A 17,219-nucleotide genomic window follows, 5' to 3' on the forward strand; every position below is an offset into this window, starting at 1 on the left:
TTCGTCTCATCAGGGGGATCAATGCTGGTTATTTTTGTTCTCCAGTGGGTCAATTTTATTTGCACAAAGTGGGTCAATTCTATTGACAATCAACAAGTGTGAGGCGCAGGCTTGGCTTCCCCGCCATATTCTTTCTCCCATAACTCACGCTGACTTTTGAGTAATTCTTCGCTCACTCTCTGAGCCTCGTTTGCTATTTTCATGTAGTCATTTCCATAATTCTTATCAACTGAGAAAAGTAAGTCACGATAATAATAAGATATCAAAGCTGCAAACCAAAACCAGAGTGCGAGTAATCTGTGCATGTAATCTGCTACGATCAATAGGCTAGGAATGCCGATTGCTCCCAAAACAAATTTGTTGCCTTCGCCAAGAAAACGATTAGGGATATACTCTCGGTTTGGATGCGTAGCCCCACTGAAAAAAGCATATAAATATTTCATAGCTTTTTCAGATTCGCCCATCGGATGGGAATCCAAATATTTCCTTATTTCCTTGTTGCTAATTTGTTTTCCTTTGTCCCATTCAATCGCCTTATTTGGTAAAAGTATAAAATATTGTATTAATGAATTGCATTCGAAAGCACGGCGAAGTAATGGGAAAGCTATGGATACATAACCCTCCAAAATTAATCGCCGAGAAATGTAAAGGAAATCAAAAACATCTGCTAAAAGATCACGAATAGATCGGTCAGCAACATCTTTTGGAGGATAACTTCCCAAGATGACGGTTGCTCGGCATATCAACTCCTCATATTCTATAAGGACTCGGGTCTCAGCTTGGAATATTTTACTCAGCTCGGAGAAACGAGTTTCAGCATATTCTTTTAGTCGATGATATTCTTCGGCACCTATCTTAGAATAATCCATCTGCTTTTCTTCACCCCTCTTTCTGCCAAGCAAGATGTCGCTTAACGTATCATCAGTTACAAGAACTTCCCCTGAGCTCTCCGGTTGGCGGGCTTTTTGCTTCCCTCTCTATCTCACGAAATAACATCTACCTGCGGAAAAAGTGGGTTCGGTTATAGTTGTCGATCGGCTCATCCATTCCCACGACTACAACGGAGTGGTCAGCCGCGAGGCCCACTGCTGCAACACGGGGGTGTGCCTGAAGGCAAGGACGGCCGGGAGGACTGCAAGTCCTACGCACACGCCGAGCAGAAACCCCGTACTTGTCGCTCCTGGACGTCAAGCTCAAGCTATACCTTGCGCCATACCTTACGAAATTTCAACTTCGTCCTTTAGCCCCAGTTCCCGAAGAGCAATTTTGGTTTCTTCTATCTTTTGCACGGAGATACCTTCCTCTTGGGTAACCTGGATATTGATAGAAATTTTCAACCCTTTGCCAACGGCAAATTTTGAGAGAACCTTAGTATAGAAATTCATCCACTTTTGCGGGGGAACATCGCCGCTCCAGGAAAGTCTTGTCGGACCAGGTGACGGCGGTGGTGGAGGGGGTGGTGGCATCACTCCCCGCCTAGTGATGTTGACCCTGGCCTGGCCACTAACGGTGCCGACAGTAGCAATAATAACAAACGTACCTTCGTCCTGGCCCGCCTGGAAAACCCCATCCTGATCAATTGTTCCGCCGGTTGCTCTCCAAACAATATCCGTGACGGCAATCTCGCGGTCATGTTGATCCAGTCCCCTGGCCATAAACGTATGCTTCTTGCCTGGTTCAATCAATACGTCCTGGGGAGAAATTACCAAATTAGTCAGCTTTGGCGGCTCAATGTGCTTCCTCGCCTCTTCAGCGGTAATGATGAACATGTCTTCGGAGAACTCGACATCGCTGGCAGCAATACTAACGCCGAAGTAAAAGGGCTCATAGCTTCCGTCTGCAGACTTACCTACGTAAGCAATAAGCTCACTGGACACGCCCCGGGCAATTGTTTCCTTGATGCTCTCTACGTTTAGCAAGCGGGGAAACTGTGGGGAGGCAAAAAAGGCATCCCGCACTGCTTTGGTGCTCCATTCCTTAAAAGCCGGCGGCCAGTTCCGCACCAGGAAATTCGGGCTTACACCCTCTTCTACGTCCCCGTCCTGGCGCAGGCGGTTGAGAATAAGCGCCACCATTGTGTCGGCCGCACTGGAGTGAACCAGCCCCAGGTCCACCACGCGGATGGTGTTATCCTTGCCGAGAAGGGCAACGTTTTTATATGAGCGCCACACGCACTCCTTGAGGTCGCGCTGGGCTTTTTTCAGGTTTTCTGCCAACTGGCGCTTCTGCGATTCGTCCAGGCGCAGTTCGTCCTGTTCACTGCGAATGTCCTCCCAGGCCAGGGCCTTGCGGGCCTCTTCTTTGAGCGAAGCATCAGTATCAGCCACCGCCCAGATCAGCGCACTCTTAAAGGTTCGGGCGGAAGTTCCATACTCCCTGGTCATAGACTCGATCAATTCAAGCGTCTTTTTGTCTTGCATAGAATGCTCTGGTGATAATACAACCAATGTGAGCGCAGGGCGATCCGGGATCTGATTGCTTTTTTCCGGGAAAAAAATTGGTTTTATACCATTACCCTCGGTAAAAACTTTTTGAATCTCGCTACGCACCCGTTCATCTATCTTATCCGCTTGAATGCTGGCCCGGCGGTCTGCCAGGAGCTTGTTCAAGTTGGGAGTAAGGCTAAAGCGGTAGCGGTTTCGCTCAACTGAGAGGAAGAAACAGGAGGACTCAAGCGCCTCCAGGGCCATCTCAACGTTCCCAATATCGAGTTCGGGTTCAGCCACGGCCAGGCGGATCTCCGGCACAGTCGCTTCACCCCGGAGCTGTCCCCCATTGGACTCAAAGAAGATCACCGTGGCCACCTTCCGGTGCAAATGGGCCTTTCTGATTGTATCCACGGCCTCATTGTCCAGCCGGACGGCAAAAGAATCCTTTTTGCCGCAGATATCGGCGGTAACGGCTCCTTCCAGGCGTGGCTCGCCAAGTTGCTCAAATACTGCTGCCCGGAAAAGCGGGTCATCCAGCGGAGCGGTCCCCAGGCTGATGAGGGGATCGCGGTGCGCACCTTTGAAGCCTTCCTGATATGCCCTGGCCACCCAGAGGGCCAAAAGCCTTAAGATCCCACGCGTTTGTTGGAAGCGCGGAAGAGCCTGCCATTTGCGCTCAAAAACAGAGAGCACCATCGGGTGGAAGGGATAGGTAGCGGCGAAAACTTCCCGGGCATGATCGACGGGGAACCAGCCAGGAATCTGCTGACGGTGATCAACTACCCAATCAGCATATTCGTTACAAACCTGTATTGCATCCCGGGTAAGCATCACTCTCCCGTCCGCGGATACGGCTCTTGGATCCCATTCAAACAACCGGCGGCGAATGATCTCGGATGTTTCAGCCTCGGCGGATATAATAACTGCTTTACCGAGGCGATCCAAAAGCTTTTTTAGCCGGTCGTAATCCGATTGGTCTTCCGCAGTCATCTCCAGTTCGGAGGCCGGTATAGAAACCACCAGGACCATATTATCCTCGCCGCGAGCCGTCTCAGACAAGTTATGGAGAAAATCGTAAAGCTGCGCCGAAAGGCCGCTTTTCCGGTTACGGCTGACATAATTCATCAGTTCGTCAAAAAGAATCAGGCAGGGCTTGCCCTTTGGAAGGAGTCGGCGGATCACGTCTCCTGCCGGGGCAATCATCTTATTTTCGTGTTCCGCCACCAGAGCCAAGCCCTGTTCGCCAGCAAGCTGGAAGGCAATCTCACCCCACGGAGTCTTCCGGATTGGCGTACCGTCGTTACCGCCGCGACCGATAAGGGAATCGAATTCTGTACCGACAAAGATTGCTGTAGCTGTCTGGGGAACACTGCGCACCCCGGCTTTAGCCAGCAGTTTATCTACCCCAACCCATTTATTAGAGGATGGGCCGTTTTTGGCCAGGTGATATAGCAAAGTCAATGCATGGGTTTTGCCGCCACCGAACTGGGTGGCCATGTTGAATACGGCCGAAGTCTCGGTCTTTATGCCGGACAGACGCCGGATTACCTCGGCAGCCAAAGCCGTGAGATTTTGGGTCAGGTACGTGCGTTCAAAGAATCGTTCTGGGTTCTGGTAATCCGCCGGGGCACGCCCGTCCCGGACCTGATCGAGGTGAACAGCGAATTCTGCCGCATCCAGCGGCTTGCCCTCGCGTAGATCCTCCCGAGGTGTGACCACTTTGTACCAGGGTTTAAGCGCCATGACTATCACCTTTTCTAATTAAATGTGATTTTCACACTGAAACTCTGAGGCTAACTCTACATCACATGCTGTTTTTTTCAAAATCCCAACCCTTTTTTCCTGGCCAATACACCATCAACCCATCTTTTTTCGTCACTATGGGCAGGGTAAAGAGCTGAAAGGGCCTGGGCCAGACGCCAGAAACGCTGGTCACGTCCGATGCCGTCTTCCACCAGGAATCGCTTAAGAGCTTCGCCACGGCCAGCCGCAAAAAGGAGCATGCTTTGGTGAAGCCGGTCCAAGACGGTCCCTCCTGCCTTCGGGGTGGATTTATCACCCTGGCTACTTTCTTCTTCGGCTTCACTGATTGTGTCAAACAGGCTGAGTTGTTTATATTGCTTTTTGTTTTTTTTAATAGCTTGTTTCTCATTTTTGTTGCCGAAAAGAAAACGAGCCCGTTCGGAGACTGGCAACAAGCGCGCTTTGTCGCCCTTTATTTCAACCACTGAGGTCAGTTTCTCCAGGTGGGCACCCAAGCCCTGAGCTATCTTCCGGGCAGCATCGTATTCCAGGACGTACCCGCCGGAAAACTGCTTCGAACCGCTGGCATTCTCTTCATCGACACTTTCCTCGTCATCATCAGCGGAGGATTCTACGTTGCTGTTACCGTTGGTTCCTGTGGAGAGAGTCCATAGCCACATGGCGGTTAGGCGGCTGTCCTCCTCAAAGCCAGAGGCGTCCGCACCTTCGAAGATCATGTTTAAAGCCTCTCTGGCAACAGCAGCCCAAACCTGTTCCAGGTATTCCCTTAGAGTAACTATCTCGCCGCTGGCTTTCTCCACCCGGCTGTAGCGGGAGAAGATCTCCAGGGCCGGTCCCAAGCAGGCGAAGATGGCATCTGCCCCCACCACTCCTTCTTTTGCCAGGCGTGGCATCCAGTCACGGATGCGCTGGGGAAGTTCTTGCAGCACGTCCCGCCAGTCACCGACTTTCTCTGTCTGGATTGTCCCATCATGGTTCTCACGTGGCCGGCAGACAAGGTGGATGGAAGACGCCAGAGCGGCTGAGTTCTGGGCTCGCATTCTGACAGACCTCTCAGTATCAATTGGCCAAGAAGCAGTAATTGTCCAACCTGCATCCATCATTGCCTGGAGCATAGCTTCCCAACCGGAGGTGGACTTATGGGCGAAGACAGTAACGCCAATACCGGCAGGGTTAAGGATGCGCCGGCCCTCGGCCATTGCCTGGGTCATTTTCTGCTCAAACCACTTCCCATCCTTGTGTGGGTACCGGTCTTGATCCCAACCCGCCATTTCACAAATTTCTTCTTCTTTAGGTGTTAGTGGATTACGGAATAGGTCTGGATAACAATCCCCTATCATGCGTTTGAGCCAAACATAAAAGAAGTCGGACAGGTCAGCATAGGGCACAGCGTTATAGTATGGCGGGTCCGTAATAAACGCGTCCGCCGCATCGTCGGGGAGAAGGTTGGTAATGGCAGAAAAACGCTGGGAATGAGCGTTAGTCCCAACGTCAGCCGAGTCGGATTCTAGTACTTGTTCACGCTCACATACTTCAGCCACCCACTCTATTGCCCCTTCAAAACTTCCCGATGCTGCCCCATACGGGTTAATCTCACAAAAATCCCATAACATGGGCAGGGCCTGACGTCCGAATGTACCTACACAGAATTCTCCGTTGGCCTGCCACCAAGCTAATGAGTTGCATTGTGCTATTACTCTATCAATAGCGAGGGCCAAACAGGTACGTATTTGAATCATTGGCGTATCGTTATTTCTCATCGTTCTCTTCCTATGCAACGTATCCATAGCACAGACAAGTATAATAACAGCCAGGGCCTGCCGGGGGGTAAAAAGACTCCCCCACGTCTCATGTCCGTAGATCGGTGCGTTGAAAACCCCGCTCATAACGGGTAATGTTTCATCCGGCACCAAACTCAGCGGCCCCCTGTGTTCCCGCTTGCGCCGCTCTAGTTCCGCCGCCGCTTTCCTTACTGCTTCTAAGTCCCTTTCTGTGGGCAGGCGGTAAAACCGTCCCTGCTGGCCGGGCCTAGTGGTGACTACGCAAAAAAGCCGCGCGTCCGTCGCCCCGCCCCGGCGCTCTTTCAACTGCCGCCGCACCGAAGCCACCGGCGTGGTGTAGCCGCAAACGGGACAGGTGGCGGAGCCCCGGCGTACCGTGCCCTCTCCTACGTCCCGGGCCTTGACATTCTCAATAATCTCGATATCTACCCACTTTGTTTTCCGGTTTGGGATCAACCGCAGGGCTACCGAGCGATTCCCCTTTTTGGCCAGCCACAGGGAGCGGATCAGCGGTATCTCCGCTCCGCACCCAGGCCCTTCGCAAGTAATTGTCCGCGCCCAGAGGTAGGCAATCGGCGTCGCCCCATCCGGGTCTTTGGGATAAAACTCAGCTAACTCTTTCTCCGCCTCTTTCTTAATCCAATCGCCCCATTTGCGTACCTCTTCGGCCAGGCGCTGACCGTATTTTGGAATGTACTCCAGCACTACCTTATTAAGCAGTACAGCCACCGGGTTCAAATCGCTGGCGAAGGCATCCGCCCCCACCCGCAATGCCTCCAAAGGAATCGATCCGCCCCCGGCAAAGGGGTCCACCACCAGCGGTCGCGTGCCGGGCACTCCTCCCAACGCCTCATGCGCAGCCCGGGTTAAGGCTCGGCTGGTCTCCAGGTATTCAGTTTTCGTAGAGTTGTCCCAATTGGCAAAATCGGCGATAAAATCCAGGAGCGCTTTGCGCAGTTCCTTATTATCACCCAGCTTGGCAGGATTTTTCTGAAAACCTATAAACCGCTTGTAACTTTCCTCCCCCAGCAATCCCAAATGCTCATCTGCCCACTTCTTCATCAGGGTACGGGCCGTCTCGCGAAATGAATCCGGGCACAGCGGGTCAGCCGGGTCGGGCCACAGGGCCGCGCAGATAACTGCCCGGCAGGCTGCCAGCGGTCGCCGCGCCCACCAGATATGCAGAGTGGAGATATGCCCGTGCCGGATGCTTTTTTCTCGCCGGGCATGGGCAGAAATACGTTTAATAGGAAGATCTACTTCGATTAAGCGTTTAGGATATTCTCTCACCTCCGGGATACCTCCTTTAAACCTGCAATCAAAGTTACTATATCTACCTCACTTAAGCTTCTTGCATAAATGCGAGCAGCCTCGCTTACTAGGGCAGCCTCATCCATATTTAAATAATTACTTAATCGCTGAAACCACTCATGATGGTCGACACCCTCAAGATGGCTTACTTTAAAGTCATCAAGGTTAACACCATACATTGAAAGCATATATTTTTTCACTGCTATGTTAGAAAATAACTCTTTCTCAGGCGGCAAAGAACCAGGTAGTTTAAAAATGTTTTCACTTGGCTGGCCACCCTTATCAGCATCTCTCACTGCGGCTACCGGAAGTCCGGTGGATTTAAGTGTTCGGATTGTCCTTACAATTGTGTCCGCATCCCCAACTGGATAAATTCCAACGGAACGCAGAAAATCGGGATCGATTCGTCGGATTATCTCGCTTAATATAGTCTTAGCACAATTATCTTCAACAAGAATATGCAAAGCTTTTACATGACCTTCAGTCATAAGACTTTTTGCTTGAAGAGCAGTCAGTCCAGCAATAGGGTAAACACCGTCATCTACCTTTTTTAAATAAATCCTTGATTGGGACGGCAAAGCTTCCAAAATAAATTCGCTGTGAGTTGTAATCATAATCTGATGTTTCCTCTCACATGCAACATCTACCAGGTACTTACCCAATTCATGTTGTGCACTAGGGTGGAGCGAGGTCTCAGGCTCTTCGATTAGGACCAAACTTTTCTCGGGAAGAATTTCTAATGTATTGATTAGATATTGGGTTCGACCCTCTCCATAGCCCATATGCGCTTCGGAATAGGTAGCTCCGGATCGCTGAACAGTTACAACATTTCCTTCACGTTCCGAATAAATAACTATATTCGTCGAAATGCTCTCATAAGAATGACCTAAAATCCTGCAAGTCCACAATTTAATTCTATCTGTTACACTGGAACTATCCCTAACGACTAATTTGCTGGCATGACGAAAGAAAAAATCGCGTTGCTCAATTTTGGGTATGTATAAACCTACGCCAGCAAAAAAGACATTTCTTTGTGGCCTTCGAGAATAACCTTGCCAACGTCTTGTTATATCATTCCTTGAAAGAGTCACTGTCTTTAAATTACGATCATGCTGCCAATATTTATATTCTACCGAAGCATCTCTAGTAAATGGCATTGGATCAAGTGTACCAACTACGAAAAAATCTCTTAAATAGTATGGGCGCTCTTGTCTTGTTAAAGGCCTATAAGCAGCAGCAGCTAATTGCAACAACGTAGATTTTCCAGTTCCATTCAAACCGCAAAATGCTGTAATTGGACTATTGATCTCGATCAATGTATTAGTATGACAACGAAAACCTTTAACATGCAATCTAATTAATACATCGCCAAAATTTGAAAATCTATTGCGAAAATCAAACATTTTCTGGAGCCTATTACGTTGATCACTCATCATATTCCCCCAAAATCACCTTTGTCACTTAAATTTTTGAAGGCCAAATGGTAATATCTTTTAAACTAATAGCTAACTTTAATCATGGTCATTATTTAACTTTTTCCACAATCTTTTCTGCTCCTAGACAATAGTGTTCAATCCTCATTACAGACTCCCAACCCAGGCGGGCCGGATCCTGGATGGGGTAAATTGTGGGTAACGAGGTGCAGTTAAATACCACGTAGAGCCAGTAATCCTTTTTAAGCCGTTCTGCCGTCTTATACTCATTGGCAGTGAGGGCAATCTCGCCAATGGTGGCCCGGCCCTTGACCTCGATAAAGCGGACTTCAACGGCAGTTTGCGGGTCCTCCGGGTGGGGCTTACGCGAGATCAGATCAAATCCCCGGTTTTCCTTCTCAACACTTTCCACCTGCCAGCCACGGGCCTTTTCATAGGCTATCACGGCCTGTACTGCAATTTGCTCGATCTCGTCGTCCCGGACCATCTGGACAATACCAGGGGCAGTTCGTTCCGGGTGCGGCAGGACCCAGGCCCTACTGTGGTGTTGGATACCGGCAATGGTGCATTGGCGTTCCTGTTGCAATTCCTCCCGCCGCCGTTCCAGGCGGGCATTCAATTCATCCAGGCGGTCCTCCGTAATCTTGATATTGGCGGCCAGAAGCGGATTTTGCTCCCCGGTCTGCTGGCTTTCCAAAAGTTCTGCCATCCGCAAATTCTGGCGGTGAATCAGCTCGTTCAAACTGATCTCCAGGTGGCGGGAAATCGTTTCGATCTCTTTTTCCCGGCGGGCTATGATTTCCGCCAAAAATGACTGCAGGGCCTGTTCGATGAGCGCCTGCTCCACCTGGTCGCGGCCCGGCAACCCGGCATCATCAGGTACTGCAGTACCGGCCGGCGCCGGGATAAGGTCCAAAAAGATGGTGGGCTGACGAACGGTCATCGTACCGTTCATGAAAGTCTGCACCACAAAGAGACGGCGGTGCAAGGTATGGCCGCGACCGTCCCGGATGGCGGCCGAATACACGTCTAACCGGGATGGTTCCTTACAATGCAAATCGAAGAAAACTGCGCCGCGCCTCAGGTCGTCCTGAACCCGCTCCAAGACGTATTCCCGCACACACTCAAACAACGGATGGCCAGGCGTCACCCACTCCAGGGTTGGATCGCCTTTTAAAAGGTTCTTGTCAAAGACAATATTTTTATATTCACGACCTAGCTTGCCAAAGCGTGATTCTAGCCTCTCACCTAAAGGCCATAGGGTGCGAGGGATCCGCCCCACACGGTAGACGTGTTGCCCCTTTTTTACCTCTTTTGGGTGAATTCCAGCCAGGGGGCCGGCCTGGACAAAGAAATCCTCAATCACTTCGGGGACCAGCCGGCGTTCCTTTGCCTCGGCCGATTTGCCGATGATAGAGGATAGATTCAACTCCCGTTTGGCCAGACCTTCCAGGGTGGAATGCGTGATCCTGCGAAAGCGCTCAGTATCCACCTGCTCGACAATGCGGCTTTTGATTACATCTTCAGTGAGGTTGCGGGCGTACATATCCCGCAACATGCGTTCTAACTGGTTAGCGGGGAAGACATCACCTAGAACATTGAATACCTTGCCGGTGCGCTTGGGATCCAGATCATCTTCAATTTTCTTAATGCGCTCGAATAATTTTTGCAAGACGCGGCCTTCACGGGTGTTGGTGGCCACAAAGTTAAAGATCAGACAGTCCTTTTCCTGACCGTAGCGGTGGATGCGGCCCATGCGTTGTTCTAACCGGACGGGATTCCAGGGGATGTCGTAGTTGATCATGAACCAGCAGAACTGGAGGTTAATACCTTCACCGGCCGCCTCGGTAGCCACCATGACCTGGCATTCCTCCCGGAACTCCCGCTCGGCATAGATACGTGTGCCAGGGGTATCCCGATCCCCGATTTTCATGCCGCCGTGAATCTGCGTTACTTTAAGATTCCACTCTTTCAACTTTTTCACCAGGTAGTCAAGGGTATCCTTATGTTCGGTAAAGATGAGGAGCTTCATTTTGGGATCTTTAAAAATACCCTGGTTCGTAAGCACCTCTTTCAATTTAACCAGCTTCGACTCCACTTCTCGCTTTTCCAGGTGGAGAGCCTGCTTGATTAGCCTGTCTAGCTGAATAATTTCATCTTTAAGGGCGACCGGGTCAACCGAGGCGACTACACCCTCCAACTGGGCGATGATTTCCTGTTGCTCTTCTTCAGGAAGGTCGTCGAAATCCTCGGGTAGCTTTTTTTGCATTTGCTCCCTGCGGTATTTTTCCGGGTCCGCCAGGATCTTTTCACGCTTTTCTTTCATCCGCTCCAGGCTGCGCCGCACTGCGTAAATGCTGGAGGCAAAACGCCTCTGCAGCATGGCCATCGTAAATCCGAGGGCGCGTCCCCGGGCAGAGTCATCAGCGGCAGCCTTAATAGATTGTTCCTCAACGTAGCGGGTCAGAGCATCGTAGAAATCATATTCATCAAAATCAATTTGAAATTCCACGGTTTCTACCTGGCGCCTGGTAAAGAGGGTCTTCACCTCACCCGTATTGGGATCCGGAAAAGTCACCAGAGCCTCCTTCACCCGGCGCAGATAAAAAGGTGCCTCCTGCCGCCGCATAGCCTCTTCCAGGCTTTTCACATCACCATAGATATCTTTGTCCAATAATTCGAGAAAGAGACAGAAATTCTCGGGGTCGCCCTTGTGCGGCGTGGCCGTCATTAAAAGGTAATGGTCTGTCATATCGGAAAGCGCCTCGCCTAATTGATAGGCCAATGTCTTTTTGTCCGCACTGTAGGCACTCATTTTATGGGCCTCATCCACAATGATGAGGTCCCAATGGCTACGAAGCAAGCTTTCTTTGGCATCCTCAATACGGGATACCCATGATATTGAAGTAATTACCTGGTTTTTTTCCTGCCAGGGATTTAATCCGTAATTTGCCCGGAGCACATCACTTCGGACAACCTCGAAGTGCTCGCGGAATTTGTCTTTCAATTCCCGCTGCCACTGAAAAGACAGATTGGCCGGCGTAATGATGAGGGTACGCTTGATTAACCCCCGAATCTTTAATTCTTTAATTAACAGACCAGCCATGATTGTCTTGCCGGCGCCCGGGTCATCTGCTAATAAGAAGCGGATGCGGGGAAGTTTCAGGAAGTAGTCGTAAACGGCCTCTAACTGGTGGGGCAACGGGTCAACCCGGGCAATGGATAGAGTAAAGAAGGGGTCGTACTCATAGGCCAGCCCCAACCGCATGTCCTCTATTCCGAGGCGGAATTTGCCAGCGTCGCCATCAAACGGCTCTTTCTCCGGTGTGGCCTCCAGGGTAGACAGTTGTTCAGGCGAAAGAATGGGTTCGTGAACCTGGCCGGTATTTAATCCCTTACCGATAAGCTTGATGGATTCACCCATCGGGATCGCAACAATTACTTGAACCGGCTCCGGAAAAATAGGCCCGCGCACTATTACGTTTGGTTTGAGTTGATCCTTAATCACTTGGAACACCTCTCGTCCCATGCGATAGAGACTAAATGTAGTCTCAGTTCTTTTATACTTGACAGATGTCAAAAAAGATTAATCAATAGTTACCTCAATAAAAGGCCTTTCATTTGAATTCATTCCAAATTTAACAACAATTACCCCATCATTTCTAGTAGTCACACATTTTCTTTCTTCTTTCCCACCACTCCGTTTGTACACAGTCCATCCTTTTGTATGCTTTGCATATCTATCAGTTGCACTAGTGTCGCAAAATCGCCCGTCCGAAATAATAGTCAATCTAGGGTTAATGTATTCAAATAAAGCAGATGAAAAGCCCGAATCCCTCCCATGATGAGGCGCCACCAAAATATCTGTATCTTTTATGGCCGTAAGAAATTCTTCTTGCTCAAGGAGCTCATTCCATGAAGGTGGTTCGTTATCCCCAGGAATTATTATTTTAGATTTAGCATATGATACAATTGTGACAACACTATGATTGTTTAGATTAGAAGTTGCGCAAGACGAAGGAATAAATCTAACAAACCTAACACCGCCATTGTTATCATCTAAAAATGGGTTTTCACTTGGTGATACAGGATGAACATATTCACTATTTACTTCCAGGTATTTATCAATTATGGTTGTGTCTTCTTTACGGTTCCCCGCTCTAATCTCGTCTTCATTTAAATGTTTAGGCCTAACTAATACTTTAGGTTTTAATTCACCAAAATTCAGAATGTCGTCAAGGTGATCACGATGCGGATGAGTAATAATAACACCATCTAATTGTTTAACATTCCATTTATTTTTTAGATGGAGAAGCGGACTAAATTCCAAATTATCATCACTATAAGAACCGGTACCTAAATCCACCACAATATGTTTTCCATTAGGTGTTTTTATATAGGCAGCACTTCCATGTTGGACATCCCAAAAAACTAAAGTTAACATTTTTTACCCTCCTTGTATGGTAGCAATTGAGACCTAATCGCTATCAAATGCTCGCTAATAATTTAATAATCTCATCTAAACCTGGAAGACGCCCGGCGCTTCCTGGTCAGGTGCTGCGCTAACAATTTAATAATCATCTCTAAACCGGAAAGGTGATGGTTAACCAAAGGCCTTCAGGATTACTATTTGTTTTAGAAAATTTCTCTTAACTTTTTCACCTCATTTTCTTTAGCCTTCGTTAAGGTTCCTTTTTACAGTCAACACCAAAAAACCCATGATTGCCTGTTTAACACGATATCTCCCAAACCTTAAATACCGCAAATAAGAAAGGATAGACCCCCCTAACGAAATAAAAAAGATAAATAATACGATAGTGCAATTAATTGACTGATCTGCACCAGATATTCTAAAAAATGCACCTGGAACTATGCCTCTAATTATTATTGATAAGGAAAATAAAAGCAAAGATATTCCCATTCCTCGATAAAATCCTTCTCTGTATTGATAAACTTCCCGATCAAGGGAAACACCATTTTGCATCACAGTTTCATCACATATTGCATAGACCCATTCAGGTTTTAACTCACTTACTTCCACATCGAAAGTCTCAGAAATTTTTAACCGTACAGCTTCAAGTATAGTGTTAGGAATACCATCTGAATGATTACCTGAAAGCATTAATTCCTCAACATTGGGAAAAAGCTTAGATAATAGGTTACCTAATGCTTGGGCAAAATGGCCTAAATAATAAGCAATTAAAATAATTAAAATTAAAGCTGCGGCATTGTTAAGATTCATTAGAACAAGGGGGACTCTCGGGTAGCAAATTGTCCAGAAGAGGATAACAATTGCAGTAAAAATATAAAACCAGGTAGTAAATAACCAAAAATGTCATAAAGAGTTATTTTTACTTCTTTAAGCATTTCTCAATCCCGGTAATTGGGTGTCACCTCCTGCTTTATGCCCGGCACACCTTGCACGGCACATATCCCGCCTCCACAGATTCCTCCCTCGTCTTGAACTCCACTCTGTTCCCCGGCGCTATCTACTGCGCCTACTCGCAGTCCGGCCGGTGGAACTTCTTCGACCGGACGTTGCCGATGTACTTCGCCCCGGCGGTGGGCGCTGCGCCAGCAGTTCCCCCCACAGCCCCTTCTCCACCTTCCGCGCCTCCCGCTGGAGATTTGCGAACAGATCCGCGTACTTCACGTTCGGCGGCACAGTCATCACCTGGGCGTAGCCCTCCAGCAGTAGCTCCGCGTTGAACATCTTCGCCCACACTTCGGCCTCGTCGTCGTTTTCCGGCGGGGAAAGCCAGACGTAAGCCAGCAGCCGACCGTACTTATCCCGCTCGCCCACGTCCAGCCGCTTTTTCGTGTAGGCCGCGGCCTCCTTCCCATAGGGCTCCACCTCGCGGGTGCTCTCTGGGGTGTCCACGCCGATGAAGCGGACCTTCTCCTCCTTTCCATTCTCCAGGCGGACGTAAACCGTGTCACCGTCGACCACCCGGGTCACGCGGGCGGGTAAAGTTTTAACTGCGCCCTCGGCGGAGCCCTTCGGCTGGGCTGTAGTGTTTGGGGACACAGCTTTTGCAGGCGCAGGCTCGCCAGAAGGCGCGTTTTCTGCGGCCGGGGCCGGAGAAGCGGCCGTTTTTTCGCTCTGCGCCGCCGGTTTTTCCGCGGGAGGGGGCATCTGCGCCCGGTCGGTTCTGCAGCCAGCCAACATTACGACAAATAAAAGCAGCAGGGCAAAAATTAACGCTTTACGCATATCACATGATTTCCATTTTTACAGAAAAAATCCTTCATTGAAAAATGATTGCTGTAGGGGTGATCTTACGATGTGAGCATCAACGATACTTACCGCAATTTAAAATTTCCATCAATCAAACATTGAAGAAATTTTAACGCGAACAATTCAGCGGCCGGATCCCCATATCTTCCAGGAAATCAACCAGCTCAGAAATGGTTTTACGCGGCCGGCGGAAATACTGACTCCCCCGGATTCTGTAAAACTTCCAGCCCAGGCGCTCCAGGATCATCTGGCGGTTCCAGTCCTCTTCCCACTTTTCCGGAGGGTGGGCGATTTCGCCATCGCATTCTACGGCCAGTTTCTTATTATTCGCCCCGAAAACCACGAGGTCAATTCTCTTGTAGCCGACCCTGTACTGGGGCTTCACCAGATAACCGCGGCCCAGCAGCTCCCGCAGCACCCGCCGCTCAAACTCCGATTCACATAACTTCTCCAGATCTTCAGGTAACCTGTCTCCCGCCAGGGCCGGGTTAAGGCAGTACCTGATCAATCTTGCCCGAACGTCCTCCGCATGGAATTCTTCGGGATCTATCGAGTAAAAAAGCCACATCTGGTTTCTGGCCCGGCTCGCGGCGACGTTAAAACGACGCAAGTCGTTCATTTTGCTCAGAACCGCCGGGCGCTGCTCCCCTGCCGCTTCGACCAGCGAAAGGAACATAACGTCCCGCTGGTCACCCTGGAAGAAGTAGGCGTCGCCGCAGAGGATCCGGCGGAGATGCATCTCGCCTGGCCCCAGTCTTTCCAGGAGCAGCTGGTTGATCAGGCGCGCCTGCGCCGTGCCGAGAAGAGAGATGACTCCCATTGTCATGCCTTCGTAGACAGGGTCCTCGCAGCACTTGATTACTTGCTCTACAAGGGCCTCTGCTTCCGGCTCGTTTATGTCTCTGCCGGGAGTCCGGAATCCTTTTTCCACGCGCCTGGCAATCACGGGCTGCCAGTCTTCTCCCAGTCGGGGATCTCTTTCCCGCAGCGGTAAAATCTTTCCTTCGTACATGACTTCGTTGCTAAACTGAATTGTCTCGGGCAGACAGCGGAAGTGCTCCCTCAGCAGGATCACTCCGGGGAAGATCAGCCCGGCCAGGTCGTAAAGGCTGAACTGCGGGTCAAACAGCTCTTTATGGGGGATGCCCTGCAGGTACTGTTCGATCATCCGGTGGATATGGGCAAGATCCCGGCCCACCCCATATGGGCTGATTTGCTTATCGTCGCCAACGATGACGACTTTTTTAGCCCGGAAAAGGGCCAGAATGCCCAAAGAATCCATCTGGCTGCTTTCATCTATGATGACCACGTCGAAAGGTTCGTTTAAGGGGTGAAAGCTTTCCACCACCCGGTTTAGCGGCATGACCCACACCGGTACAGCGGCGCGAGCCTTTTCCATCTCCCTCTGCGCCAGCGCGCGGTAACGACCGGCATATTTCCCGGTGCCCTTTCCGATTCTCCGGACGTAGTCCTTCCAGGCAACAAGGCTTCTGCGCTGCTCTTCCGTTACGCGCCCGGCGAGAGTGAGCCAGGTAGAAAGAGCCACCAGCTCTGCCACGAGCTTCCCTTCCCTTTGGAAAAGCTCATCGAGCCTCCTCGAAAGCTCCCGGGGGTCCTCTGCATGCATCTTTTTGAGGTAAGTTTCGGCTTTGCGCCACTCCCAGGCCTCGACGACGTTTTCCGGCGGTTTTAAGGGGCTGCCCTTCCCGCCTTGAAGCACGACCGTTTCGGCCCACTTCGGGGCTACTTCGGCGAGGCGGGACTTCAACGACTGCAGCTCAGCTTCCATCTTGTGTACTTCGTTCAAATGCTGGATGCGCCGGACCGCTCCGTCCCACCGATCCCATTCCCCGGCTTCCAGGAATTCGCTTAATTCGTTCCACAGGCCAGAAGCGCCCGGCCGCGCTCTTCCATCCTTCAAGTACCGGTGGACTTCTTCAATTTTGGTTTTCAGATGGTCAAGCTTAAGCCTTTTCCTAATGAAGACCAGGCGATCTGCAATTTCCCGGACTGTGTCCGGGGTAACTGTACAGGGTACGGCTAGGCCGAGCTTTTGGATCTCTTCCGCCAGCGGTGCCCATAACTTTTCCTTCCAATCGAAAACGTTTTTAATGATACGGACGTACCCGTCTATTTCGGCGGGAAGTCGAGATCCCTTCGCGACGAGTTCCGGTCCGCCTACCGCAACTATTTCATTCTGCCAGCGGGTGTGCAGCTTTTTTACCAACTGGCAACGTTCCACTTCTTTTAAAACTTTTCCGGA

Annotated in this window: 9 protein-coding genes; all 9 read right to left on the reverse strand. The window is 50.1% G+C overall.

Annotated elements, in window-relative coordinates; genetic code table 11:
* Positions 1 to 89: 89 nt before the first annotated feature.
* Positions 90 to 902, reverse strand: coding sequence for a hypothetical protein (locus J2Z49_RS06830; RefSeq protein WP_307401221.1), 813 nt, complete (start codon positions 900 to 902; stop codon positions 90 to 92).
* Positions 903 to 1,217: 315 nt separating this feature from the next.
* Complete coding sequence (locus J2Z49_RS06835) at positions 1,218 to 4,172, reverse strand: ATP-binding protein (protein ID WP_307401223.1); 2,955 nt, start codon at positions 4,170 to 4,172, stop codon at positions 1,218 to 1,220.
* A 77-nt stretch (positions 4,173 to 4,249) separates the two neighbouring features.
* A complete protein-coding gene (locus J2Z49_RS06840) occupies positions 4,250 to 7,264 on the reverse strand; it encodes a DUF1156 domain-containing protein (protein WP_307401226.1) in 3,015 nt (1,004 codons plus the stop codon).
* On the reverse strand, positions 7,261 to 8,718 hold the full coding sequence (locus tag J2Z49_RS06845) for an ATP-dependent nuclease (protein ID WP_307401229.1): 1,458 nt from the start codon (positions 8,716 to 8,718) through the stop codon (positions 7,261 to 7,263). The genes J2Z49_RS06840 and J2Z49_RS06845 overlap by 4 nt, the downstream gene beginning before the upstream one ends.
* A gap of 91 nt (positions 8,719 to 8,809) precedes the next feature.
* Positions 8,810 to 12,142: a helicase-related protein gene (locus J2Z49_RS06850; protein ID WP_307401232.1), complete on the reverse strand. Its 3,333-nt coding sequence runs from the start codon at positions 12,140 to 12,142 to the stop codon at positions 8,810 to 8,812.
* Between the two features lie 162 nt (positions 12,143 to 12,304).
* The gene (locus tag J2Z49_RS06855; protein ID WP_307401236.1) at positions 12,305 to 13,162 is read right to left on the reverse strand and encodes a ComEC/Rec2 family competence protein; all 858 of its coding nucleotides are present in this window, start codon (positions 13,160 to 13,162) and stop codon (positions 12,305 to 12,307) included.
* A 228-nt stretch (positions 13,163 to 13,390) separates the two neighbouring features.
* Positions 13,391 to 13,960 (reverse strand): hypothetical protein, encoded by a 570-nt coding sequence (locus J2Z49_RS06860; protein ID WP_307401238.1) that lies wholly within the window; start codon positions 13,958 to 13,960, stop codon positions 13,391 to 13,393.
* Between the two features lie 243 nt (positions 13,961 to 14,203).
* On the reverse strand, positions 14,204 to 14,668 hold the full coding sequence (locus tag J2Z49_RS06865; RefSeq protein WP_307401239.1) for a thermonuclease family protein: 465 nt from the start codon (positions 14,666 to 14,668) through the stop codon (positions 14,204 to 14,206).
* Between the two features lie 397 nt (positions 14,669 to 15,065).
* Positions 15,066 to 17,198, reverse strand: coding sequence for an AAA domain-containing protein (locus tag J2Z49_RS06870; protein ID WP_307401241.1), 2,133 nt, complete (start codon positions 17,196 to 17,198; stop codon positions 15,066 to 15,068).
* Positions 17,199 to 17,219 lie beyond the last annotated feature (21 nt).

Origin of the sequence: Desulfofundulus luciae (assembly GCF_030813795.1) — a bacterium.
Classification (GTDB): Bacteria; Bacillota; Desulfotomaculia; order Desulfotomaculales; family Desulfovirgulaceae; genus Desulfofundulus; species Desulfofundulus luciae.